The organism is Flavobacterium sp. B114r (genome assembly GCF_056824125.1).
Genome location: NZ_CP124858.1, coordinates 5,181,812 through 5,207,954, shown reverse-complemented (window position 1 = coordinate 5,207,954; position 26,143 = coordinate 5,181,812). Strand labels below are relative to the sequence as shown.

Sequence of the window (26,143 nt, the reverse complement as noted above, 5' to 3'; positions counted from 1 at the left end):
TAATAAAATCTTTGGGTATTGTTGAAATCTTAGTTTAATTTCACAAAAATTAAATATATAAAATAAAAATCATGAAATTATCATTTATCACTGCTTTGTTGTTTGGCTCAATTTGCTTTGCACAAAATAATACAGACACCAGTTTGTATATGAAATCTGAAAAAATAACATACCTGACTGACATAGGTTCAGAATCGGGAGATTTATATAAAACAATTGGGCATCACGGGCCCGCAATTGAAAATGAGTGGATGGCATTGCGTATTTATTTTAGTGATAAAGTTGCCATAGACGTTTATTCTAAAGCAAAACCGGGTTTAGAATTAAAAAAAGCACAATGGTATCCAACTCCGGAACAGCAAAAAGAAGGATGGGGAGCTGATTATTACAAAGTAGCATCAACTGTAGGTTTAGGAGGTGTAAAACTTTGGGACGGCGAAAAACTAGTACCGTTGAATCCTGTTACGAATCGTTTGGCACGTGTAGGGAAAACAGATACAACTTCTTGGATGGAAATGATTTCAAGAGGAGTTCCTTACAAAGGAAAAAAAGTTGATATTTTAGTTCGTGTTACGGTTACTTCAGGAAAAAGAGATGCAAAAGTAGAAGCTGTTAGTTTGACCGGAGAAAAAGTACAATTTGCTACAGGAGTAAATTATTTCAAAGATTTTGAAACAAAAAGAGGAACTAATTACATCGCAGTCTGGGGAAAACATCCTGAAGATGTTGCTGCAGAAATTGTACCTATAGGTGCTGCTATAATATACAATCCTAAAGATTATGAAAAAAGTACAGATGATGGAACACAGTATTTATTAATCTCGAAACCAACCAAATCTTTAGAAACAAAAATTATATCGGCAAGTGCCAGAGAACAAGAAATCAATACTTTGGATAAATTAGAAGCTTATATAAAATAGGCTGATAGTTCCTGAGTTTTAAAATAATATCACATGTTAAGAGTATCGGGAATATTAATGCTATTACTTTCTTTATATGCCTGTAAATCAAAACAGGCAGAAAAAAAAGACATTGTACAAATAGCCTTTATTGCCGATGCTCATTTACAGGATATTTTTGCAAAATTTGAAGACAATGAGTATCAGGGAATCAAAAATCCTGTAACCGGGGAGTATGCCAATATAAGAACAATGAGTTCGCAATTGCATTCGACCCGAATTTTTAATGAAAATTACTTTGCTTTTTTAGAAGCATTAAATGACATCTCAAAAAGAGGCATTAAACTAGTTGTTCTTCCTGGTGATTTTAGCGATGACGGACAACCGGTTCATGTTCGCGGATTGAGAAAAATACTGGATCAATATTCACGAGAAAAAGGCATGTCTTTTTTTGTAACCACAGGAAATCATGATGCTGTAAAACCTTTTGCGCAAGAAGCCGTAAAAACCGATTTTCTGGGCAAAGACGGTCAGGAACAAATTATAAGCAGTTCTAAAACCAATTTCAAAAAACAAGACAATCAATTAGAACCCATTATCACCGCCGATATAAAAAACTGGGGATATAAAGAGACATTGAACGAAATGGCTTCTTTTGGATTTTTTCCACAAAAGAAAGATTTGTATTGGGAGACACCATTTTCAACCTATGCGTATGAAGGTTATAATTTTGATAAAGCTGCAGCAGAATCTGTTTTAGAAAAGAGAACATATACCATAAAAAACACCAATTTATCGCTTCCCGATGCCAGTTATTTGGTTGAACCCGTAAAAGGCGTCTGGCTTTTGGCGATAGATGCCAATGCCTATGTTCCCAATAAAAAATTATCAGGTTTAGCAGATAATCCCAATGATTTTTCCGGAGCCAGTATTGGTTATAATAATGTTCTTATTTATAAAAATCACTTAATCAATTGGTTAAGAGAGGTTTCGGCAGAAGCCAGACAAAGAGGTAAAATATTAATTGCTTTTAGTCATTATCCTATGGTTGATTTTAATAATGGTGCCTCGCCCGAATTAAAATTACTTTTTGGTGCTGACAAAATGCAGTTGTCAAGAGTTCCCAATCAAGAGGTAGCAGAACAATTTGCAGATGCAGGCATTCAGATTCATTTTGGCGGACACATGCACATCAACGATACAGGAGTACAAACAACAGCAAAAGGCAATACTTTATTTAATATTCAAACGCCATCTTTGGCCGCTTATATGCCGGCGTATAAAATACTGACCATTGATTCTCAGACCAATGTTGAGGTAGAAACGGTAGTGGTAGGTTCTGTTCCAAAATTCAATAGTTTATTCCCTTTCTATAAACAAGAATACGCCCATTTGCAAAATATAAAAAGCCCCGCAATTTGGAATAAAGAAGTTTTGAATGCCAAAGATTATAAAGATTTTACCCAATGGCATTTGAAAGAATTAGTACGTCTCAGGTTTTTGCCCGAAGATTTTCCGACTGCATTTTTAAAATCAATTCAGGATCTTTCCGGAAAAGAGTTACTGCTTTTCAATAAAAATAACACAGAAGTTGCTGCAACATTAAAATCGAATTCCTTAACCTTTCAAGATTTTGAATCTTGGAATGGTTTTGATATGATATTCGATTTCTACAGATTAAAAAATGCAGATGAACTCGCCCTTCGCGAGATAGGAACCAGCAGATTAAAACAATATGAAATAGTATGTAAAGAGTTAGAGAAATCAAAAGATCAAAAGTGGGTTTTGTGGTCAGGAATATTTTTGAAAACAATGAAAGGCCAACCTGCCGATCATTTTGAAATTAACTTAAAAACCAGTAAAATTTCGCGAATAACTCCTTAAAAATATAATAATAATTTACCCTAAAAGAGTATATTGCAGTTATAATCCATTTCATGAAACCGAATCCTTATATCCTACTGTTTTGTCTGATTGCTTTTTTTTATTCTAATTCGCAGAATATAAAATTCACGCATTATAATGACAACAATGGTTTATCTCATAATTCTGTGAGACATATTGTGCAGGATAAAAAAGGGTTTTTATGGTTTGGAACATTTTCAGGATTGAATCGTTTTGATGGTTATCAGTTCAAAAATTATATGAGTGCCGCATCAGGCACAAACAAATTAAACAACGACGATATTACGGCATTAGAACTCGATGAAGCATCGAATCATTTGTGGATAGGCACCAGAAAAGGACTCACCCTTTTTAAAATGGATACACAGGTTTTTGTAACTTTCTTAAAACAAAAAAATAATCCAAACAGTCTGCCCGAAGAAGAGATTCGTTCCGTTCATGTTGATAAATTTAAAAGAGTCTGGGTAGGAACCAAAACCAAAGGAGTTTATATGTTTTTCCTAAAAGAAAATAGATTCGAAAAAATTCCGATAAAAGGTTTTGACTACGTAAAAGAAATCTTTGAAGACAAAAAAGGCAATATCTGGATTGGAAGTTATGAGAAAGGATCAGTTGCAAAAATAACCTTAGACAGCAAAGGAGCAATTGTAAAAATAAATAATTATGCACTCTCAGTTCCTAATTCGAATGTCAAAAATCCGTATATCAATTTTATATACGAAGACGCCAAGTCCGATATCTTTATAGGAACTCGCGAAGGTTTGTATAAATTAGATAAAAAGAACGATCAGTTTATAAATTTATACATCGAAAACAAAGAAATCCGAGGCAGTTTAGGTCCGTACTTTTTGTCTGTTGCCCAGGCACCGGATGGTAAATATTGGGTAGGAACTTTAGGTGGATTATTAGTTTGTAAGCAGTTAGAAGATATTAAAACCGGTGATTATAAATGGTATTATTCCGTATTATCAGATGATACCTCGATAGTAGATAATTTAGTTTCGGCATTGTATTTTGATGCTTCGGGAGTATTATGGATTGGGACAGAAGACGGATTAGATAAATACGATCCATACGAAAATCAGTTTACACTCAACAAAGATATATCGCGTTTTATTGGCAATCAGGCACCTCGTATACGTGGTTTTTCTAAAACCTATGATGAGAAAGTAATTGTGGTAACAAGTCATAACGGACTCTTTATTTCGAGTGCCAAAGGGTTTGTACCGCTCCACAATAAAGCAAAAGATATTGCCAGTATTTACTCAGATGATGGCAGGATTTTTTATTGTGGTCTCTGGGATGGTAATGTACTGGTTTATAATTATAGTACTAATTCATCAACAGAAATTAGCGTTGGCTTTGATACATCCCCCGTATTTGCATTCAACAAAATCAGTGAGCAGTCTCTTATGGTAGGGTCTTTTGGCGAAGGTGCGATTATATTAAATACTAAAACCTTAGAAGTTCTGGCAGACAAAGGAAAATTACTACCCGGTTTCCAGATTAATGCAATAGAAAAAGACAGCAAAAATAATGTCTGGTTCGCCACAGAAACAGGCGTTGTACGATACAATTACCCATCAGGTAAAATAGAAACGTATAAAACACTTTCTAAAAAAGAAAACGCTTTACCGCACGAAGACAATGTAAGCGATGTTATTATCGACAACAAAGGAAGAATTTGGGCTTCGACCCGTTTTGGATTATGTCTCTATGATGCTAAAAAGAACAGTTTCGTAACAATTACCAATTTTAAAGAGCTTTCAGGAAAGTGGATTACTGATATGGTTTCTGATGTAAACGGAAATTTATGGCTAAACATCAATAACAATAGCATTGCCTGGGTCAAATCAGATCTGAAAGACATCAATATTTATCATGTCAATAGTGGTAACAGATTAGATGTTTTTAGCTCAGGTGGTTTTTTTAATTTCAATAATTCCACTATTTATTTAGGAGGCAAAAATGGTATTATTTCCTTTTCGCCCCATACAATGAAAAGAAATAAATGGTCGCCGGAACCGGTTATTACCGAATTTAAAATTCAGAATGAAGAAGTATTTCCCGACATGGAAATCAATGGACAGATTCCGCTTCTGAAAGATTTAAACTATGGTAAAGAAGTAGAACTGAACTACAAAAACCGAAATTTTTCACTTCAGTTTTCAACGCCTTCATTTGCAAATGAAAAGCTGAATAAGTTTCAGTATATGCTTGAAGGTTTTGATAAACATTGGGTTACAGCCAATAGTAACTCCAGAATCGTTCAATATACCAATCTTTATCCCGGCAAATACGTATTCAAAATAAAATCGAGTAATAGTGATGGGCACTGGAGCAAAGTGGTATCCTATCAAATAAAGATTTTACCGCCTTTTTGGTTAACGCCAACTTCTTTTGTACTCTTTATTTTGGCACTTTCCTGTATTTTTTATTTTATAAGAAGAGAGATCAAACACCGCATCCGGTTAAAACAAGAATTGCTGACTGAAAAAGTAAACAGAGAACACGATGTTAAGCTCAACAATGAAAAACTACGATTCTTTACCAACATTTCGCATGAGTTAAGAACTCCGCTAACGCTTATTTTAGGCCCTGCCAAACAATTATTGGATGAAAATAACAGTAATGCAACCGAATATGAAAAAAGCAGGTACAACCTGATTTATCAAAATGCCAGCAGACTTTTAAATCTCGTAAATCAGGTACTTGATTTTAGAAAAGCACAGTCAGGCGAATTAAAACTTAAAGTTTCGAAAACAGATATTCTGGTCTATTCAAAAAACATCTTTGATTCGTATAAAGAAATGGCCTACAACAAGAAAATTAAATTAAATTTTATTTCTGATCTTGAAAGTATCAACGGCTGGATCGATAACGATAAATACGATAAGATCCTTTATAATCTTTTATCTAATGCCTTAAAATTCACTAATAAATACGGAAATGTAGATTTGTGTCTAAGGTTAAAATCCGGCATTGAAAGCGTATTGATAATAGAAGTAAGCGATGATGGTATTGGAATTCCTCTAAAAAGTCAGGAAAAAATATTCAAAAGATTTTATCAGGCATCAAATAGTAAAGCCAATAATACAGGATCAGGAATTGGTTTATCGTTAGTAAAATCTTTAGTAGCACTTCACAAGGGGAGTATAGCTGTAGAAAGTACGCCGGGAAAGGGAAGTACTTTTAGAGTCGAGCTTCCAATAGATCGGGAATCTTACGACAGTAAAGAAGTATTTGAATATGCTTTGAAAAATGATAATCTCAGCATGCTTATTCCTGAAAAAGCAGCAAAAAAGATTATTCAGAACACAGAGCTAAAAGAAAAAATACTTGTTATAGAAGACAACATTGAACTTCGAAAGTATCTGGTCGATTATCTCTCTGATTATTATAAAGTTTATGATGCCGAAAACGGAGAAGAAGGACTGAAAATCTGCCGACAAATAAAACCTATTTTATGTGTTGCAGATGTCATGATGCCGGTTATGAGCGGATTAGAATTTTGTAAAGAACTAAAAAACGATGAATTTATCAGTCATATTCCTGTTGTTTTATTAACCGCATTGGCAGAAAATGTAGATAAAGTAAGAGGATATGATATGGGCGCTGATGGTTATCTGGTAAAACCTTTTGAACCTTTATTGCTAAAAACGGTCATTGAAAATATTATCAAATCAAGATTAGAACTCAAAGTAAAATTCTCCGGAGAAGTCGAAAGTAAAATAAGTTTATTGACGCATTCGCCAATTGATGAGGAATTTATGAGTAAAATCACAACGCTAATCAATGATAATTTGAGTGAAGTCGATCTGTCGACAGATTTTTTATGCGATAAATTAGGTGTAAGCTCTTCTAAATTATACCGGAAAATTAAGGAACTGACGGATTTGGCACCAAATGAATTTATCAGGACAATACGTTTGAAGAAAGCTGCAGAGCTTCTAAAAACCAAAAAATACAATGTTTCTGAAGTCACCAATTTAGTAGGATTTAATGATCCTTTGTATTTCAGCAGATGTTTCAAAAAACAGTTTGGTTTTCCGCCTAGTAAATTGATTAATTAATGGTCAATCTATGATTTTTTGCCATGAATCGCACGAATTAACACAAATTAATTCGTGTTAATTCGTGTAATTCGTGGCAGATTTAAAATTGAGTTCAATATATTTTGAGCACATTTTATACCGTAGAGGCGCACAGCAGTGCGTCTTATGCTAGCGGTTTTTTGCCACGAATTACACGAATTAACAGAAATCAAATTCGTGTAATTCGTGGCGAACCTAAATACATTATTTGCAATAATCAAATTCGTGATAATTCGTTCGATTCTTGGTAAACTATTATGGTGTTCAATACATTATATCCGAATTTTAACAGTAAACGCAAAAAATTGAGCATAAAATGAGAAACTTATTTTTTAAAATTGATTTAAAAGTATAATTCTTACATTAGCCGATTCTAAATTTAAACTATGGAGAATTTTATTCTTTTGGCATTAATTGCCTGTATTGCGATCTTATTTAATAATTTTTCCAATCTAAAAAAGGAAAACGAATACTTAGATTCTCTCTGTAGAAAAAATAAAGATGATTTCAACTCTTTGAAAAAAGAGATGGAAGAAATCAAAAAACAAATAACACAACCTGATTTTGTTGCCGAAAGTATAGCATCAAAAATCGAGGAAATTGGAAAAATTCCTGAACAAATACAGGAAGTTCTTCCTCCGATCATTCCTGATAATTTCAATATTGTTGAGGATTCTGTTCAAAATGAGAGAAATGCAGGCAATGAAGAAGCTCTCGAAAAACTGGCGTTGAGCTTCGAGAATCCAACCATTTATATCAATGATAATAAAGAAAGTATAGCGGAAATAAAAACACCGGAATCAGTAGAAAATATTGAAATACAAGAAACTCGTCCTCAGCAATTATATGAGATCGAAGAACAGCCGGAACCTCAGAAATACGAGGAAGAAGTTTATGTAGAAAGCGCTTTCTCTATTTTAATCAAGAAACTGGAGCAGCAATTTGCCGAAAACTGGACCGGAATTTTAGGAACAGCCATTATGGTTTTAGGGATTGGCTACCTGAGTATTTATACTGCCATGAAAGTCTCGCCAATGTTCAGGATTTTGATTCTGTGGCTTTATGCCGGAATTTTAGCGGGGTCGTATTATTTCCTGCAGAAAAAAGAAAAATGGTTTAAGACAGGACTTTGGCTTCGCAGTGCCGGAGCAAGTTTGTTTTTGTTTGGTTGTTTTGGTGCCTCACAAATTCCGGCGCTTGCTTTTATAGATAATATTCCGCTCGCATATTCGCTCATCGGGATTGGAATTGGGATCAATTTATATATTGGTTACATCATAAAACAGCAAACTTTTTTATCCCTTCACGTGATACTGAGTTTTCTGATTTTATGTGTAATTCCTGAAAAATTATTAATTACATTTTTATTGGCTTCATTAACGGCAACAGCAGGAATAATTTTATCTTATAAAGAAAAATGGGAATATCATTTATTGATTGTTATTTCTGCCTTTATAATATTTGACATTTGGTTTACACAAGGAACCAGTGTTTTAAGTTCGTCTGAAAACATCTTTGCCATACTTGGTATTGTTTTGGTTTCAGTAAGTTGTATGTACATGCAATACCGCAGTATTTATGCTAATACTCGTTTTGACCGAATCGCTTTTATAACGCACCTTGTTAACTGGGTTTTATTTGCTTTAGGTTTGATATTGCATTCTACCGGAAGCAAAATCAAAATTTTCGTTCTATTTACAGCCGCGGTTCTTTGTCTTTGTGCAACCCTTTTTGCCAGAAAGAAAAAGATTATCTGGTTGTATCATTTAGACGGAATGGTTTCGTTTATACTCTTTGCTTTAAGCATCATAATGCTGAACGATTGGATGGTAGGCTATGATATTATCGTTTGCGGATTGTACCTTTTGGTGATCGCTTGTTTGTTTGTTGTTTATAAAAGCAAAGAAATTTTATTGCATAAAATATTTTTAGCGATCAATCATGTTTTCTGTTTGGTGGCCTTAGTTTTTTTCCTTTTGTACATTAATCCGTCTTTTGAGCAAATCCATATTACGAACTCTTTTGCAGCGGTCATTTTTATGACATTTGCAACATTACTGGTTCCTGTTTTTTGTGCTGTAAAAAAAGAATATCTTGAAATTGATGTTTTCTTCTTCAAGAAAGATTTGAGTTTAAACGGGGTTTTCTCCGTATTTTTCTCCATATTGCTTTTTATAAGCTGGTACCATACCATCGAAATTTCGTTTTATTACCCGCTTTTATTTATTGCTTTATTGTGGTGTCTTTTACGATTCAGATTCAAGACAAACACATTCGATTTTGGACGATTTACTTTTTTAGTCATCACCATTGGCACAGGATTAATGTTAACGCTCACAGAGCCAAAATCTAATTTGGATATTGTCTTTGCTTTAGGGATTGTAACTATAGTAACGTTAAACTGGTTTGTAAAATTATTGTATAATGATGATTCGATTGTCAAAACTATCGGAATCATTGGTATCAATCTATTATTAATTTCGCTTTCATATAAATATTTAGCGCCTTATACTATTATCCAGATTTTTGGATGGTTTGCTATCGCTTTACTCAATCATGAGTTTTTATGGATTCAGTTCAAACGTAAAACACTTACGACGGACAACCAGATCTTGCTGTACGGTTTTTGTCTTGCTTTCTCGGTATTTGGAAGCGCGTTATTTGCCTATAATACCCGATTTTTGAGCAATACTGAAATTGGATTCATTGCCATTGGACTATCAATAATTGAAATATATATATTATTTGCAGATAAAATCAGGAACAAATCGAATGCTGTTGTTTCCGGCTGGGGAAATTTCAATGTCATCAATTCTGAATTCATTCTTTTTAACGCCCTGGTTTTTGGATTTGCCTGTATTTCGCTCGATTATATTCCTGTTTATTTAGGAGGTCTGGCATTAGTTACTTTTTGGATTTTTCAAAAAATTTACAGATTTAAACGTTATAATATTTATTCTTTTGTGCTTTTAATTGGAGGGATATTTCTAAGCCTTTATTTAGCTGCTTTCGAAGCAAATACGGTGAGCAAAAATATTTTATATGCGATACAGGCAATTACTGTTTTATTATCTGTGGGCTATAGTTACCTGCAAATAAAAAGCCAAAAAGAAGATGGTAAAATGTTTATTGCATTTTTACCTATTATTCAAAACCTTTGGGTAATCGCTTTATTATTTATTCAGGTAGAAGTAGTTTATTTAGCGCCACTATTTATGCTTTTAGCCATCCTGAATTTTGGTCTTATATTATATGAAAAAATAGAATTAGTCCCGGAATCGGTCATACTTATTGGGCTTTTGTCTATTATGACATCTGTTTTTTACAGCATCAAAGAACTAAATGATTTTACGTGGTTAGCTTGGGTTTTACAACTTTCCAGTATTGTTTTATTGGTTGTTTTAGTACTGCTGATGAACAAAAAAGAGTTTATAAAATCATTAAAAATAGATTATCAAATTGTCATAAATATTTGGCTTTCGATCATTATGTTCTCACAGTTAGAACACAAGTGGCTTCCTGTATTTTGGGCGACAACCGCTATAATAAACCTGGGGCTTTATTATAAAAAAATTGGAGATAAAAAAGAAATCAGTATCGTGTATTATTTACTGGCAAATTTCCATTTGGCTTTTATTAGTTTCACGTATTACGAATCTAAATTTGAATTTGTTTATCTGATCATATTTGCCCTTTTGGCATTATACGTTTTTATCATCTATAAGTATATTGAAGATTTTCAGTTCAGAAACAGTATTATAATTTATCCTGCTACATTTAGCATTGGTTTATTTTTATATCTCTCATTCGACAAAGGAATCTTGACATTCTTCTGGATTTTAGAATCTTTAGGATTACTGATACTCGGAATTATCCTTAAAGAGAAATACTTCCGTTACGTGTCACTTTCTTTAGTAGGTGTTTGCGTAATCCGACTTATGTTTTTCGATTTATCAAATGCAGATTTCCTAATCAGAGCCTTGGTTTTATTAGGAGTTGGAGTTGTGCTTCTGGTAATGAATACTTTATTCAAAAAATACAAAGAGCGATTTGATTAGGAAAAAGAATGTTTCAATTATTTTTTTGCCACGAATTGGATGAATTTAATTGAAGTAAATTTTGAAATTTTTATACCGTAGAGGCGCACAGCAGTGCGTCTTGGTTATGTGTTTTTTTTAGCCACGAATTTCACGAATCTTCGCGAATTTTAATTGTTATGTATTTTTATGATTTGTTGCGAGATATTCACATTTTTGATCGTAGAGGCGCACAGCAGTGCGTCTTGGTTAGGTGTTTTTAGCCACGAATTTCACGAATTTTCGCGAATTGTAATTATTCTGAATTTTACCATTATGACAAATTTAATTCGTGAAAATTCGTGAAATTCGTGTCAAAATCGATCCATTTTATTTTGATAATTGATAATTCTCTTTGAATTGCCTCCTGCTTTAGCTGGAGGTAAATTAGTATGAAAGATAAATTGGCTTTAGCCAAAAAACAACAGCTTTGTTGTCCCAATATTCAGGTTTTATTTAAATTATATTTCTCAGCTGAGATAGATGGCAATTATTTATTTGATAATTAGCCCTAAATCAACAGGAGATCTTTATGTGTTTGAAAAAGAATTGGTTACTTAATGTTTTGTTATTAAAAAAATCACATAAATTTAAAATCTATCCATGTTTTTGATGTATTAGTCCATTTTGTTCTCTAATGATAAGGCTATTTTTGTCAGGTAACATTTAATTTTAGATCTTATGAAAAAGCCACTAGACAGTAATAATCCGTTGCATAATCTGGATGAATGGGAAGACGATTTGTTAGTACGATATCCGGATCCTTCTGAACCCGTAAAAGAAAAAGACGAGTTTAGAAATTATGTCGATTCAGAGAGAGTAGAAACCGTTAAGGAATTTTACAGAATAAATCATACCTATCAGACTTACGATTTTGTATGCAGTAAAGAAGCTGAATTTTTACAGTTTAATAAAAAAGAAATGTCGATTTGGGAAGCCGTTGATTTTCTAAATACACTTGTAGACGACAGTGATCCTGATATTGATTTAGACCAGACGCAACACCTTTTACAAACTTCTGAAGCTATCAGGGCAGATGGTCATCCGGATTGGTTTGTACTGACCGGTTTTATACATGATTTAGGAAAGATTTTATGTTTGTTTGGCGAACCTCAATGGGCAGTTGTTGGCGATACATTTCCGGTAGGTTGTTCTTACTCGGATAAAATTGTATACCCTGAATTTTTTTCAGAAAATCCAGATTTTACAGATGAAAGATTTAATACTAAATTTGGTGTTTATGCTGAAAATTGCGGACTTGATAAAGTAAAAATGAGCTGGGGACACGATGAATATCTGTATCAGATTATGAAAGATTATCTGCCGGATCCTGCCTTATATATGATTCGTTATCACTCGTTTTATTCACAGCACAAAGAAAATGCCTATGCCCATTTGATGAATGAGAAAGATGTAGAAATGTTTGACTGGGTACGCAAATTCAATCCTTACGATTTATATACAAAGGCACCCGTAAAACCAGATGTAAAAGCATTATTGCCGTATTATAAAGAATTAGTCGCTAAATATTTGCCGGAGAAAATGAAGTTTTAAACCAAGATTGCTTATTTTTTGAATTTTATAAATCTTTCAATCTAAAGATACCTAAACCAGTAATAAATGCAGAAAATCAAAACCACAATACTTTTATTAAGCCTGTTTGTAATTTACGGAACGACAGTTTTTGGGCAGGATAAAAAAGAGAGAAACGATTGGGAAAACCCGGAAGTATTTCAAATCAACAGAGAACCGGCACGAGCGGCATTTCTTCCTTATGCAGATGAAAAGTCTGCAATAATGGATCAGTACAGTAATTCGCCGTGGTATTTTTCATTGAATGGAAAATGGAAATTCTCCTGGTCGCCAACACCCGATCAGCGTCCAAAAGATTTTTATAAGCAAGATTACAGTACTTTACACTGGAAAGAATTGCAAGTGCCTTCAAACTGGGAATTAAACGGTTATGGAGTGCCCATTTACACCAATATTACGTATCCTTTTGAGAGGAACCCGCCATTTATAAATCATTCAGATAATCCGGTTGGTTCTTATAAAAAAGATTTTGTAGTACCGGAAAACTGGAAAAATCGCCATGTTTATCTTCATTTTGAAGCAGGAACATCAGCAATGTACATTTGGGTAAACGGAGAAAAAGTAGGGTATACGGAAAACACAAAAAGTCCGGCAGAATTTGATATTACGAAATACCTAAAAACCGGAAATAATAGCCTGGCTGTTGAAGTGTACAGATGGAGCGATGGATCTTATCTCGAGGATCAGGATTTCTGGAGACTTTCCGGCATAGACAGAGATGTTTATTTATATAGTACAAATGATACCAGAATTGCTGATTTTTTTGCGAAACCTGATTTAGATGCTAAGTATAAAAACGGAAGCTTAAATGTAGAAGTTACTCTAAAAAATCTGACGTCAAAAGCCGTAAACAATCAACAATTAGAAGCAAAACTGGTAGATGCTTCCGGTAAAAATATATTTGTTAAAGATGTAAAAGTAAATTTTGAAGGCAATACAATTCAAACAGTCAATTTTGGGCAAAAGGTATCAAACCCCAAATTATGGAGCAGTGAAACGCCTAATTTATACACATTACTGTTAACCTTAAAAGATGAAAAAGGAGATATAATCGAAACAGTAGCTACTCAAATAGGTTTTAGAAAAGTAGAACTAAAAGGAGGGCAATTACTGGTAAACGGTGTAAGATTGATGGTGCACGGCGTGAATATTCATGAGCATAATCCTGTAACAGGACATTATCAGGATGAAGCCACGATGATGAAAGATATTAAGCTGATGAAACAGTTGAATATCAATTCAGTACGCTGTAGTCATTATCCAAACAATATCCTTTGGGTAAAATTGTGTAATAAATACGGTTTGTTTTTAGTAGACGAAGCCAATATTGAAAGTCATGGAATGGGAGTAGAGGGACAAAGTTTTATGAATCCCAAAACACATCCTGCTTATCTTCCGGAATGGCGAGAAGCACATTTAGACCGAATTTACAGTCTGGTAGAAAGAGACAAAAATGCACCATCGGTAATACTTTGGTCTTTAGGAAACGAATGTGCCAACGGACCCGTTTTTCATGAAGCTTATAAATGGATCAAAAAGAGAGATAACACCCGTTTGGTACAGTTCGAGCAGGCAAGAGAAAATGAAAACACAGATATTGTGTGTCCCATGTACCCAACAATTGCCTACATGAAAGAATATGCGGCACGCAAAGAAGTTACCCGTCCGTTTATTATGTGCGAGTACTCGCATGCCATGGGAAACAGCAACGGTAATTTTCAGGAATACTGGGATATTATTCGAAGCAGTAAAAACATGCAGGGCGGATTTATTTGGGATTGGGTAGATCAGGGATTTCTGGTAAAAGATGAAGCGGGACGTAATTACTGGTCTTATGGAGGAGATATGGGAAGTCAGAATTACACCAACGACGAGAATTTTTGCCATAACGGATTAGTCTGGCCGGATCGAACACCGCATCCCGGAGCATTTGAAGTAAAAAAAGTATATCAGGATATTTTGTTTGAAGCCGTTGATATCAAGAATGGAGTAATCGATATCATAAACGATTTTGGATTTACGAATCTGAATCAGTACAATTTTAAATATCAGGTTTTAGAAAACGGAAACGTTATAAAAGAGGGCACAATTGATGTCGCTTTAGATCCGAAATCAAAAAAACAATTTAAACTTAATTTACCAAAATTGCAGTCAAAACAAGGAGTAGAATATTTACTTAATGTTTTTGCTTATACTAAAATTGGTTCAGAAGTTTTGCCTCAAAATTTTGCAATTGCTAAAGAACAATTTGTTTTGGATGGGGATAATTATTTTGAAAAAACAACCGCTTCTTCATCAAAAGTTCAGGAGGAGAAAAATGAATTTATCTTGAGTACAACCAATGTTATCGTGAAGATCAGCAAGGCGACAGGTTTGATTTCGTATTATAGTTTCAATGGAGAGGAATATTTTAAACAATATCCGGAACCTAATTTCTGGAGAGCTCCAACAGATAATGATTACGGAAATAAGATGAATGTAAAAGCGAATGTGTGGCGAACAGCCGGAAAAAACAGCAGTTTAGAAAATATTCAGATGATTGAAGAAAACGGAAAAAAATATGTTAGTGCAAAAATGAAGCTTAACGATATTGCTTCTGATTATACGATCAAATATTCTTTGGGTAGTGACGGCGCTTTAGAAATAGTTCCTTCTTATAAAAAAGGAATTAATCCGGTGCCGGATATGCCACGTTTCGGGATGATTTTCGTTCTTAAAAATACGCTCGAAAATCTGGATTATTACGGAAGAGGACCTTGGGAAAATTATTCAGATAGAAATGATTCGTCACTGAAAGGAATTTATACAAGTAAAGTGGCCGATCAATATGTTCCTTATACTCGTCCTCAGGAAAACGGATATAAAACAGATATCCGTTGGTTCAAACTTTCAAATCAAAACGGAAAAGGTTTAGAAATAAAAGGATTACAGCCTTTAGGAATGAGTACTTTGAATAATTATCCAAGTGATTTTGATGCGGGACTAACAAAAAAGAACATGCATTCAAGTGATATTACACCAAGAAATGAAGTTGTTGTTTGTGTTGATCTGGCACAACGGGGTTTAGGTGGAGACAACAGTTGGGGCGAATATCCACACGAACAGTATTTACTAAAACAAAATGAATACAGTTACGGCTTTGTCATAAAGCCAATAGAACCAAAGTAATAAAGGACAATTAAAAGCAGTAAAGTACCTGTTGCTGCTTTTAATTTTCAAATTTCTGTAGTCATACAATTGCTTTTTTAGCGAATTGTATTGATGCATCATCTATACCATAAAAGGAAATAATTATAAAATTTTGATCTCACAAAAGAGGCTCAACAGGATAAATATGCTTTTAAATAAGTACAATATGAATAAAACTATTGCAAGTGAAAGATTGGTTTCTCTGGATGCTCTGAGAGGGTTTGTTATGTTTTGGATTATGAGCGGAGAACATATCATGCACGCGCTGGCGAAGGCTGTACCAATTCCCGTTTTTATCTGGATGTCGTCGCAATTGCACCACGCAGAGTGGAATGGGATTACGTTTTATGATATGATCTTTCCCATCTTTTTATTTGTTGCCGGGGTTTCTATGCCGTATTCTTTCGAAAAGAAAATGAATCTGGCAGGTGTAAAAACGCCAAGAGAACTGCCAACAAAAGAAAAACAGAAAATATACAGATCGATGCTAAAACGAACTTCTATATTATTGTTTTTAGGATTTGTTGTCAACGGCTTATTGCGTTTTGACGGGTTTGATCAAACCCGTTTTGCCAGTGTATTGGGGCGCATTGGACTTGCCTGGTTTTTTGCAGGTATGATCTATTTGAATTTTGATTTAAAAAAACAACTGATATGGTTTACAGGTATTCTGGCAGGATATTATCTGACAATGAAATTTATTCCTGTTCCTGATTTTGGAGCAGGTATTTTGACCAAAGAAGGTTCCTTAGAAGGCTATATTGATCGTTTGTTTTTGCCGGGAAGATTGCACAGCACAGTATATGATCCTGAAGGTTTGTTTTCGACAATACCAGCAATTGCGACGGCTTTGTTGGGTGTTTTTTCAGGCACATTTTTAAAGACGGATAACTACTTTTCACGAAAGAATAAATTAACTGTCATGGTTGCTTCGGCAATTGTTTTGATCCTAATAGGAATTATTTGGGATTATGATTTCCCGATTAATAAACATTTATGGACAAGCTCTTTTGTATGTTTTGTAGGTGGATTTAGTATTTTGTTTTTTACTTTTTTCTATCTGACAATTGATATTTTGGGATTTCATAAATGGGCATTCCCTTTACTGTTAATCGGTTCAAATTCGATTTTGATTTATATAGCAGCAGAAGGCTTGGTAGATTTTAAATATACAGCCGATTTTGTATTTGGAGGAATCATCAAGTTCTTTCCTCTCCTTTGGCAACCCGTTTTTACAGCTTTGTCCGTAACAGTAGTGCAGCTTGTTTTGCTTTATTTTTTGTATAAGAGGAGATGGTTTTTGAAAGTTTGAGAGGAAAGAGTATAGAATGAAGAGTATAGAATAAAGAGAATAGAATGATGAGAATAGAATGATGAGAATAGAATGATGAGAATAGAATGAAGAGAATATATTATAGAAAGAGAGGAAAGAATAAAGAGAAAAGAGGGGGTTAAGAATAATAGGAAGACTGACTTATTTTAAGCTTTGCACTTGTTTAAAAACATACACATTTTAGAATGCACTTTACTGACTAACCAAAAATAACCACACCATTATGAATGCATTACAAACCGCAGATTACATTGTTTTCTTTATCTATTTCGTACTGGTCTCGAGTTACGGAATGTATATTTACCGAAGCAAGAAAAATGCAACAACGAGTTCTAACGAATATTTCCTTGCCGAAGGTTCTCTTACCTGGTGGGCAATTGGTGCCTCCCTGATTGCTTCTAATATTTCGGCTGAACATTTTATAGGAATGAGCGGTTCCGGTTTTGCGATTGGGCTGGCGATTGCGTCTTATGAATGGATGGCGGCTGCCACATTAATCGTTGTCGCGATATTCATCTTACCCGTTTATCTTAAAAATAAGATATTTACGATGCCGCAATTTTTGGCAAAAAGATATAGCGATACAGTGAGTACCATTATGGCCATAATCTGGCTGTTGATTTATGTATTTGTAAATCTTACCTCGATCATTTATTTAGGTGCTTTGGCCATCTCATCAATCGCACCCGTCAGCTTTCAATTTTGTGTTATCGGATTAAGTTTATTCTCTATAATCGTTACACTAGGAGGAATGAAAGTCATAGGATATACAGATATGTTTCAGGTTATCGTATTGATTATGGGAGGTTTGGTAACCACTTATTTGTCCCTGACCTTATTGTCAGAGCAGTTTGGTTTTGGAAAAGATATCCTGAAAGGGCTCATGGTTCTAAAAGAAGAAGCACCGGGACACCTGCATATGATCCTTGACAAATCAAACCCTCATTATGCTGAACTTCCTGGAATCTCTGTACTTGTAGGAGGTATGCTAATCAATAATCTGGCCTATTGGGGCTGTAATCAGTATATTGTTCAGCGCGCCTTGGGAGCCGATTTAAAAACAGCCCGTAAAGGAATTTTATTTGCTGCTTTTTTGAAATTATTAGTGCCTATTATAGCTGTTTTGCCGGGGATTGCTATGTATGTAATGCATCAAAACGGTATGTTTCAAAAAGAAATGGTAGATGCCGCAGGAGTTTTAAAACCGGATCAGGCTTATCCAACTTTAATGAATTTATTACCGGCGGGATTAAAAGGAGTTGCCCTAGCCGCATTAACCGCAGCAATCGTAGCTTCGTTAGCAGGAAAAGCAAATAGTATTTCGACGATTTTTTCTTTAGATATTTATAAAAAGTATTTCAATAAAAATGCTTCAGAAAGAAAATTAGTCCTTACCGGAAGATGGGTCGTGATAATCGCCATGTTTATTGCTGCAATTGTTGCTCCGGCATTAAAATCATTAGATCAGGCTTATCAATTCATACAAGAGTATGTTGGTTTCTTTTCGCCGGGAGTTTTGGCTATTTTTTTATTGGGAATGTTCTGGAAGAAAACAACGCCTTCAGCCGGACTTGCGGGGGCATTGCTGACCGTACCTTTAGCAGCAGTATTAAAATTCCTGCCGGTATGGACAAATGGTGCTTTTCCGGATTATCCTTTTTTAGACAGAATGACCATCTCGTTTTTTTTAATCGTATTGATAATGGTTGCAATTAGCCTATTAAACCCTGAAACTAAAGAACAACAGGAAACATTAAAAATCGAAATTGATAAATCAATGTTCAGGGTTTCCTCAGAGTTTATTATTGGATCATTTATTATCAGCGGTGTATTAATAGCATTATATACCGTCTTTTGGTAATTTTAAATTAATAATTAACCTGTTTTCAACACATAGAAACATAGATTTTTTGTAGACTTAAAAAAGGTATTTCAATTGTTTAAAATACATAAAATGAGCTGTTTAGAAGAAATATATTTCTTTTTGTATTCATATTTATACTTAAATTATATATTTCTGTGTGTTTAATAAAATTTTTATGTAATACGTCTCAAAGCGTTTATTAAATAACAAAGCATTATGAATAATAATAAAAAGATTTTCAGAAGTTGTATCGTTTTACTTTTTCTTTTACAGCTCAGTTTTAATGTTGAAATGCATGCCGGAAAAAGAAAAGACTATTTAGTAACTGCTTTTGGAGCTGTTGCCGATGGAAAGACATTAAATACAAAAGCAATTCAAAAAGCGATTGATGCGGCTAATAAAAATAAAGGAGGAAGAGTTGTTTTTTCAAAAGGAAAATTTTTATCAGGCAGCATCATAATAAAAAGTAATGTCGAATTATTTTTTGAAGAAGGCGCAGTTTTGTTAGGAAGTACAGACCCTAATGATTATCCAAAATTAGAAGGAGTACGAGCTTTGGTTCTGGCTCATACGGCAAAAAATATTGCTGTTACAGGAAAAGGAATTATTGATGGACAGGGCAGGGAACTGGCTCTGGCAGTGGACAGTCTGCACCATACAGGAGTAAAAATAGATGCCAGTTATAATTACAGAAGACTGCGTCCCGGAGACGGAAGAGGAAAATTGGTTTCTTTCGTAAAATGCGATTCTATCACAATGAAACTTATTACACTAAAAAACAGTTCAGGTTGGGTACAGTGTTTTGAGCAAAGCAGTAATATCGTGGTCGATGGAATAAAAGTTGACAGCAGAGCGTATTGGAACAATGACGGAATTGATATTGACGGATGTGAGAACGTAAGAATTACAAATTGTGACGTCAATTCTGCTGATGATGGAATTTGTCTGAAATCAGATTCTCCGGGATTGCAGAACAATAACATTTATATCGCCAACTGCACGATCAGATCGAGTGCCAATGCCGTTAAATTTGGAACAGGTTCGTATGGGAGTTTCAAAAATGTAACAATAGAAAACATTCAGGTTTTTGATACTTTCAGGTCGGCCATTGCTATAGAATCTGTTGATGGTGCCGAAATTGAGAACATTACCGTTTCGAATATTACTGCCGTAAATACAGGAAATGCGATATTGATCAGGTTAGGCCATAGAAACGGAGACAAACCGGGTTATATTAAAAATGTTTCGATAAAAAACGTAAAAGCCCAAATTCCTTTCGGACGCCCGGATATCGATTATGATTTACGCGGACCCGAAGTAGATTATTTCCATAATCCATTCCCTTCTTCGATTGCCGGAATCCCGGGATATCCTATCGAAAATGTAACTCTCGAAAATATCGAAATTACATATCCCGGAAGAGCTTCAAAAGGAATGGCGTATCTGCCTTTGACCCGATTAAAAGATGTATTGGAAAATATAAAAGGGTATCCGGAATTTACCATGTTTGGAGAATTGCCTTCATGGGGATTTTATGTTCGACACGTAAACGGAATCGTAATGAAAAATATAAAAGTGACTCTCGAAAAAGAAGATTTCCGTCCGGCTTTTGTTTTTGATGATGTAAACGGACTTGTTATGAGGGATGTAAATGTGCCTTCGGACAAAACGAATCAAATTATTTTTAAGGATGTTCGCTCTGATAATCTGGATGCTGCGGCTTTAAAAAGAAAAATAGAACCCGAACAAAATACGTTTGTCTTGCCATCAAAATAAATTTAATTACCAAAACTCACAAAGTAATTTTAGAGTCTGCCGTGTAGACACGAATAGTATGAATCAATTATAAACATGGATTTGCTTCGACTAATTCGCGCAAATTTCAATTACGTTAACCTACTTTGTGAAATTAATTTCATAAAGTAATTAGTGACAATTAGTAAAATACGTGTTTATTTTAGACTGATGTCCATGCGTTCGTTTTAAAGCAATCTTTTAATAAAAAAATAAAATGATAAAGAAACTTATAATCGCTATAATACTTTTTTGTCTTTCCTTGACCGCTTCAGCACAAAAGGTCTATAATATAAAAAAATACGGAGCCAAAGGAGATGGAAAAACCAATGATGCGGCGGCAATTCAAAAAGCAATAGATGCCTGTAGTAAAACAGGTGGAAGAGTATTAATACCCGCACCATTTACTTTTTTGGCAGGACCAATTAATGTAAAATCAGGGATTGATGTTCATCTGGAAGCAGGCGCTAAATTATTGGCAAGTCCGGATGAAAAACTATATACCAAAAGTGCATTTCGCAGTAATCCCGGAGAAGGAACCATCTGGATTGGTGGCGAAAATGTAGAAAATTTCAGCATTAGCGGAACGGGAGAAATAGACGGAAACGGGATTTCTTTTATGGGAGAGGAACTCGAAGATTCTTATGTTTTGAAACCTTTTACAGTCTTAGATCCAAGACCGCATGTGCTGACTATTATTGGCGGAAAAAATATCAGGATTAGAGATGTTCATATCGGTAATTCTGCTTATTGGACGATTCACCTTGTAGGCTGTAATGATGTTGTCATTAGTGGTATTACATTACTCAATAGTCTGAAAGTCCGCAATAGCGATGGTATCGATTTAGATCATTGCAAGAATGTGCGTATCAGCGATTGTTATATCGAAAGTGGCGATGATTGCATCTGTCTGAAAAACAGACGTGAATTTGAAGAATTTGGCGCTTGCGAAAACATAACCGTTACCAATTGTACTATGACCAGCAGCAGCTGTGCGATCAAAATTGGTTCAGAAAATATGGATGCGATCAGACAGGTTGTGTTCAATAATTGCATCATTAAAAACAGCAATCGTGCATTAGGAATTCAAAATCGAGATGAAGGAACCGTAAGCGACATTTTATTTTCGAATATAATTATCGAAGCAAAATTAACCACAGATACCTGGTGGGGAAAAGCAGAACCTATCTATATTACGGCATATCGCAGGGCAAAAGGAAATCATAAAGATGCAAACTGGCGTTTTCCAAAAGATGCTGTTGAGGGAAAAGTGGGTGAAATAAAAAACATCTATTTTAGCAATATTCAATGCACAGGAGAAAATGGAGTATATGTAAGTGCAGAATCAAAAGACAAAATAAAAAATATTGTGTTTGATAATGTCAGCGTTTTTATTGATAAAACAACCCCGCATCAAGGCGGTATTTATGATCGTCGTCCGTCTGATTTAGAAGGTTTTGTAAAAGGAAGCACCGCCGGTTTTTATTTTGATTCGGCAGAAAAAATAAAAATGCAGAACTGTTCCGTAGAATGGGGAAAAAATAAACCGGATTATTTTACTTATGCAGTCGAAAGTAAAAATGTAGATGCGTTAATCATTAATAATCTCGAAGGGCAATCAGCATTTCCTGAGAAGTTAGAAGCGGTAAAAAAGAGTAAAAAATAAACTCGTTTTTTTCAAATAGCCAGATATGTGTATTATTAGCTAAGTGAAATACTTTTTTTAAGTTTACAATAGCCTATGTTTCGATATGTTAAAATTAATTTCAATAGATTCAATTCAAAATAATAAAATGAAGAACAATACTATTATAAAATTGGTCCTTTGCACGCTGTTGTTAAGCAATATTTATGTAAATGCCCAAAAGACAACATTAGAAGTTGATATTGCGAAGACCGTTGCCAAAATACAACCTACAATGTTTGGTTTATTTTTTGAAGACATCAATTTTGCCGCTGATGGAGGGTTGTATGCCGAAATGATTAAAAACCGCTCTTTTGAGTTTGATAAACCATTAATGGGATGGGAGCAGCCCAATACCAAAAGGTCTTCTATGAATATGCACTCCGGTGCAGCAACACCTGTTAACGTATCAGAAAATAAAACCAATCCCAACTTTTGCCGTATTCTTATCAATGACGATAAAGGATATGCTATCATCAATGAAGGATTTAGAGGAATGGGAATTAAGAAAGACGCCAAATACAATCTTTCCCTAAAGGCAGCTAATCCTGATGGAACTATCAAAAAAATAATTATTCAGTTTATTGATAAAGAGCAAAAAGTGTTGGGCGAAACTGTTATAATTCCGTCATCAAAAGAATGGAAAAATTATACCGTACAATTTACTGCTGCTCAAACCGAGGCAAAAGCCAAATTGAAAATAACTTTTGAAGGTACTGGAACCATCGATTTAGATATGGTTTCGTTGTTTCCGGAAGACACCTGGAAAAACAGAAAAAATGGTTTGCGCAAAGATATTGTTCAGCTTTTGTATGATATGAAACCGGGATTTTTACGTTTTCCTGGTGGCTGTATCGTAGAAGGAAGGACGCTGGCAGATCGTTATCAATGGAAAAAATCAGTAGGAGAAGTAGAGAACAGAAAAACGATGATGAACCGCTGGAATGTCGAATTTGGACACAAACAGACGCCGGATTATTTTCAAAGTTTTGGATTGGGATTTTATGAATATTTTCAGCTTTCTGAAGATATTGGCGCAGAACCATTGCCTATTTTAAGCTGCGGAATGGCGTGCCAATACAATACAGGAGAATTGGCACCTATAGAAGAATTAGATCCTTATATACAGGATGCTTTAGATTTGATTGAATTTGCGAATGGAACAGTTGATACGCCATGGGGGAAATTGCGTGCTGATATGGGACATCCAAAACCATTCAATCTAAAATATATTGGTGTTGGAAATGAACAATGGGGATCCGATTATATTGAAAGATACAAAGTTTTTGAAAAAGCGATAAAAGCAAAATATCCAAAAATAATTATCGTCTCAGGAAGCGGTCCGTCTCCGGATGGAGAACATTTTGATTACGCAATGCAGGAACTTAAAAAACTGGATGCAGAACTCATAGACGAGCATTATTATAAAAGTCCCCAATGGTTTAGAGAAAATGCGGCCCGTTATGATCAATACGACAGAAAAGGACCAAAAATATTTGCTGGCGAATATGCTGCACAAAGTGTTTCAGGTGCAAATCCCAATAACAGGAATAATTGGGAATGTGCTTTTTCTGAAGCTGCTTTTATGACGGGATTAGAGCGAAATGCTGAGGTCGTTACTTTAACTTCTTATGCACCGCTAATGGCGCATGAAGATGCCTGGCAATGGACACCGGACATGATTTGGTTCAATAATCTCGAAACCTATGGCTCTGCCAATTATTATGTGCAAAAGTTGTTTTCGCTCAATAAAGGAACAGATTTATTAACGATTACCCAAGACAGAAAACCATTAACAGGGCAAAACAACTTATATGCCTCTGCGGTAAAAGACACTAAAACCAAAGAAGTGATCATAAAAGTAGTAAACACAGCAGCAGTGGTGCAGGATATTATCATTGATGTAAAGGGAAGTAAATTGGAGTCTACAGGAAATTTAATAACATTGACAAGTCCAAATTTAGAAGATGAAAATACATTTGCTGACCCTAAAAAAATAAGCCCAAAAGAAAGCGAATACAAATTGAAAGGAGAGAAAGCACAATTGAGATTACCTGCTTATTCTGTGAATATTTTGAAATTGAAAATCAAATAATTATAAAGATATTTTTTTGTTGGTAATGTAATAGATTGTTATAACCAAATCTTTTGTTTTTTTCAACGGATTAAAATCCGTTGCTGCAAAAGAACCCATTACTATGAAATTTTAGAAAGAGTTCCGGAGGAACAAAATATATTGTAGGGATGGATTTTAATCCATTCTCCGCAAAGTTTAAACACAAAGTTTGTCATCTCGACGAAGGAGAGATCACACTATTATTTCCGTTCAGCTATTCGTCAATCTTTGTCGCGTTTCTTGTTTGATTTGCTTCGCCTGTTCGCTATAGCTCGGGTCTCTTTGTTGAGATGAAAAGATTGCGGATTCTGATAGAGTTAATGATACAGAAATAGTTAATCTGCATTGAAAAATCTCTTACCTTAATGACATTGCCGTAGGGACAACACAGATTAACTAACCTACTTGAGTTAATTAGAATCAATAGGTTTACGTTAATGAGCTAACACTTATGTTTTTTGAGTTAATAAAATATACCCATACACCTTACCTTAGTAAAGAACTAAAAATAAGCTTCAATTTAAACTGTAAGAATGTATTTAAAATACCTGTTAGCGTTTCTCATTTTGTTTTCCGTTAAAACAAATTCACAAATTGTAGAAGATTCGAAAAATTTTCGTGCGGCAGATTCGCTGCTCAAAGAGCCAAGTTTCTCGGTGCACAAAGACAATTATTTTCTAACAGGAGTACCAATCAATACTGCTATTACCCGCAATACAGCCGATGTAAAATATCAGGTAAGTTTTAAGTTAAGGCTGAATTCAAAACCTTTATGGGGTGGTTTTTTTCCGTATTTAATGTACACTCAAAAAGCCTTTTGGGATATTTATGCAAGCTCAAAACCATTTTCAGAGATTAATTTTAATCCTGGAGTAGCCCTCGTTCGTCCGTTTTATTTAAAAGGAGGAAGGCTCACCTACGGGACCGTCTCCTTAGAACACGAGTCGAACGGAAGAGATTCTATTTATTCCAGAACCTGGAATATGCTTGCCTTTTCATTAAAATCGCAAATTTCTCCACGATGGGTTGTTGGGCTTAGAGGTTGGATTCCTATAGTCGATAAAGAAGATAATCCATATCTCACTCAATATGTAGGATATGGAGAAGCAAGTGCAACATATCAGATACAACCCGGACGATGGAGCGCAGATGTTCTTTTTAGAAAAGGAAGCGGCGTTATTAAATATGGATCCCTGCAGACACAAGTAAACTGGAGACCATACAAAAACGAAAATTATTATCTCACCCTTCAATGGTTTGTTGGGTATACAGAAAGTTTGATCGATTATCAGGAACACAGGAGTATGGTACGTATTGGCTTTACTATTAAACCTGAGAACATGGGTATTTTTTAGATAAAAAAATAAAGCGTGATATACTTTTTTATTCAGTAATATCATTAGTAAGATTTAAATCCTTTCAATATGTGAAAGGATTTTTTTTTGTTAATTTTTCACTTTTAAAAACTATCTTTTTTTAGTAAAATTAACTTTTTTGCCAAAAAACATAAAATTATAAACTTTCTTTTCAAAATACCTATATTATGTATTTCATCGTGTTAATTTGTATTTCATCGATTTCACAGGTAGTGTAAAT

The 26,143-nt window shown here is 34.5% G+C and carries 12 protein-coding genes; all 12 read left to right on the top strand.

Going from position 1 to position 26,143, the window contains the following annotated elements:
• Positions 1-71 precede the first annotated feature (71 nt).
• Positions 72-920 carry a DUF4861 family protein gene (locus tag QLQ94_RS21645; RefSeq protein WP_271335977.1) on the top strand — a complete coding sequence of 283 codons (849 nt, stop codon included), beginning with the start codon at positions 72-74 and terminating at the stop codon, positions 918-920.
• Between the two features lie 33 nt (positions 921-953).
• Complete coding sequence (locus QLQ94_RS21640; protein WP_482498501.1) at positions 954-2,783, top strand: metallophosphoesterase; 1,830 nt, start codon at positions 954-956, stop codon at positions 2,781-2,783.
• Positions 2,784-2,836: 53 nt separating this feature from the next.
• Entirely contained in the window at positions 2,837-6,877 is a 4,041-nt protein-coding gene (locus QLQ94_RS21635) for a hybrid sensor histidine kinase/response regulator transcription factor (RefSeq protein WP_482498499.1), read from the top strand.
• Between the two features lie 407 nt (positions 6,878-7,284).
• Complete coding sequence (locus tag QLQ94_RS21630) at positions 7,285-10,956, top strand: hypothetical protein (protein WP_482498497.1); 3,672 nt, start codon at positions 7,285-7,287, stop codon at positions 10,954-10,956.
• A gap of 699 nt (positions 10,957-11,655) precedes the next feature.
• On the top strand, positions 11,656-12,528 hold the full coding sequence (locus QLQ94_RS21625; RefSeq protein ID WP_271335981.1) for an inositol oxygenase family protein: 873 nt from the start codon (positions 11,656-11,658) through the stop codon (positions 12,526-12,528).
• A gap of 66 nt (positions 12,529-12,594) precedes the next feature.
• Entirely contained in the window at positions 12,595-15,735 is a 3,141-nt protein-coding gene (gene lacZ / locus QLQ94_RS21620; RefSeq protein ID WP_271335982.1) for a beta-galactosidase, LacZ type, read from the top strand.
• 187 nt (positions 15,736-15,922) lie between these two features.
• Positions 15,923-17,068, top strand: a complete 1,146-nt coding sequence (locus tag QLQ94_RS21615) for an acyltransferase family protein (RefSeq protein WP_271335983.1) — start codon at positions 15,923-15,925, stop codon at positions 17,066-17,068.
• Between the two features lie 244 nt (positions 17,069-17,312).
• The gene (locus QLQ94_RS21610; protein WP_271335984.1) at positions 17,313-18,950 is read left to right on the top strand and encodes a sodium/sugar symporter; all 1,638 of its coding nucleotides are present in this window, start codon (positions 17,313-17,315) and stop codon (positions 18,948-18,950) included.
• A gap of 219 nt (positions 18,951-19,169) precedes the next feature.
• Entirely contained in the window at positions 19,170-20,729 is a 1,560-nt protein-coding gene (locus QLQ94_RS21605; protein WP_427402770.1) for a glycoside hydrolase family 28 protein, read from the top strand.
• Positions 20,730-20,964: 235 nt separating this feature from the next.
• Entirely contained in the window at positions 20,965-22,413 is a 1,449-nt protein-coding gene (locus QLQ94_RS21600) for a glycoside hydrolase family 28 protein (RefSeq protein ID WP_482498494.1), read from the top strand.
• Between the two features lie 127 nt (positions 22,414-22,540).
• A complete protein-coding gene (locus QLQ94_RS21595) occupies positions 22,541-24,526 on the top strand; it encodes an alpha-L-arabinofuranosidase C-terminal domain-containing protein (RefSeq protein ID WP_482498492.1) in 1,986 nt (661 codons plus the stop codon).
• Between the two features lie 554 nt (positions 24,527-25,080).
• Positions 25,081-25,902 carry a phospholipase A gene (locus tag QLQ94_RS21590; protein ID WP_271335988.1) on the top strand — a complete coding sequence of 274 codons (822 nt, stop codon included), beginning with the start codon at positions 25,081-25,083 and terminating at the stop codon, positions 25,900-25,902.
• Positions 25,903-26,143 lie beyond the last annotated feature (241 nt).

Bases quoted from the DNA above. Each gene is read 5' to 3' on its own strand.
- QLQ94_RS21645 (WP_271335977.1), top strand. From the start codon at position 72: ATGAAATTATCATTTATCACTGCTTTGTTGTTTGGCTCAATTTGCTTT.
- QLQ94_RS21640 (WP_482498501.1), top strand. From the start codon at position 954: ATGTTAAGAGTATCGGGAATATTAATGCTATTACTTTCTTTATATGCC.
- QLQ94_RS21635 (WP_482498499.1), top strand. From the start codon at position 2,837: ATGAAACCGAATCCTTATATCCTACTGTTTTGTCTGATTGCTTTTTTT.
- QLQ94_RS21630 (WP_482498497.1), top strand. From the start codon at position 7,285: ATGGAGAATTTTATTCTTTTGGCATTAATTGCCTGTATTGCGATCTTA.
- QLQ94_RS21625 (WP_271335981.1), top strand. From the start codon at position 11,656: ATGAAAAAGCCACTAGACAGTAATAATCCGTTGCATAATCTGGATGAA.
- lacZ (WP_271335982.1), top strand. From the start codon at position 12,595: ATGCAGAAAATCAAAACCACAATACTTTTATTAAGCCTGTTTGTAATT.
- QLQ94_RS21615 (WP_271335983.1), top strand. From the start codon at position 15,923: ATGAATAAAACTATTGCAAGTGAAAGATTGGTTTCTCTGGATGCTCTG.
- QLQ94_RS21610 (WP_271335984.1), top strand. From the start codon at position 17,313: ATGAATGCATTACAAACCGCAGATTACATTGTTTTCTTTATCTATTTC.
- QLQ94_RS21605 (WP_427402770.1), top strand. From the start codon at position 19,170: ATGAATAATAATAAAAAGATTTTCAGAAGTTGTATCGTTTTACTTTTT.
- QLQ94_RS21600 (WP_482498494.1), top strand. From the start codon at position 20,965: ATGATAAAGAAACTTATAATCGCTATAATACTTTTTTGTCTTTCCTTG.
- QLQ94_RS21595 (WP_482498492.1), top strand. From the start codon at position 22,541: ATGAAGAACAATACTATTATAAAATTGGTCCTTTGCACGCTGTTGTTA.
- QLQ94_RS21590 (WP_271335988.1), top strand. From the start codon at position 25,081: ATGTATTTAAAATACCTGTTAGCGTTTCTCATTTTGTTTTCCGTTAAA.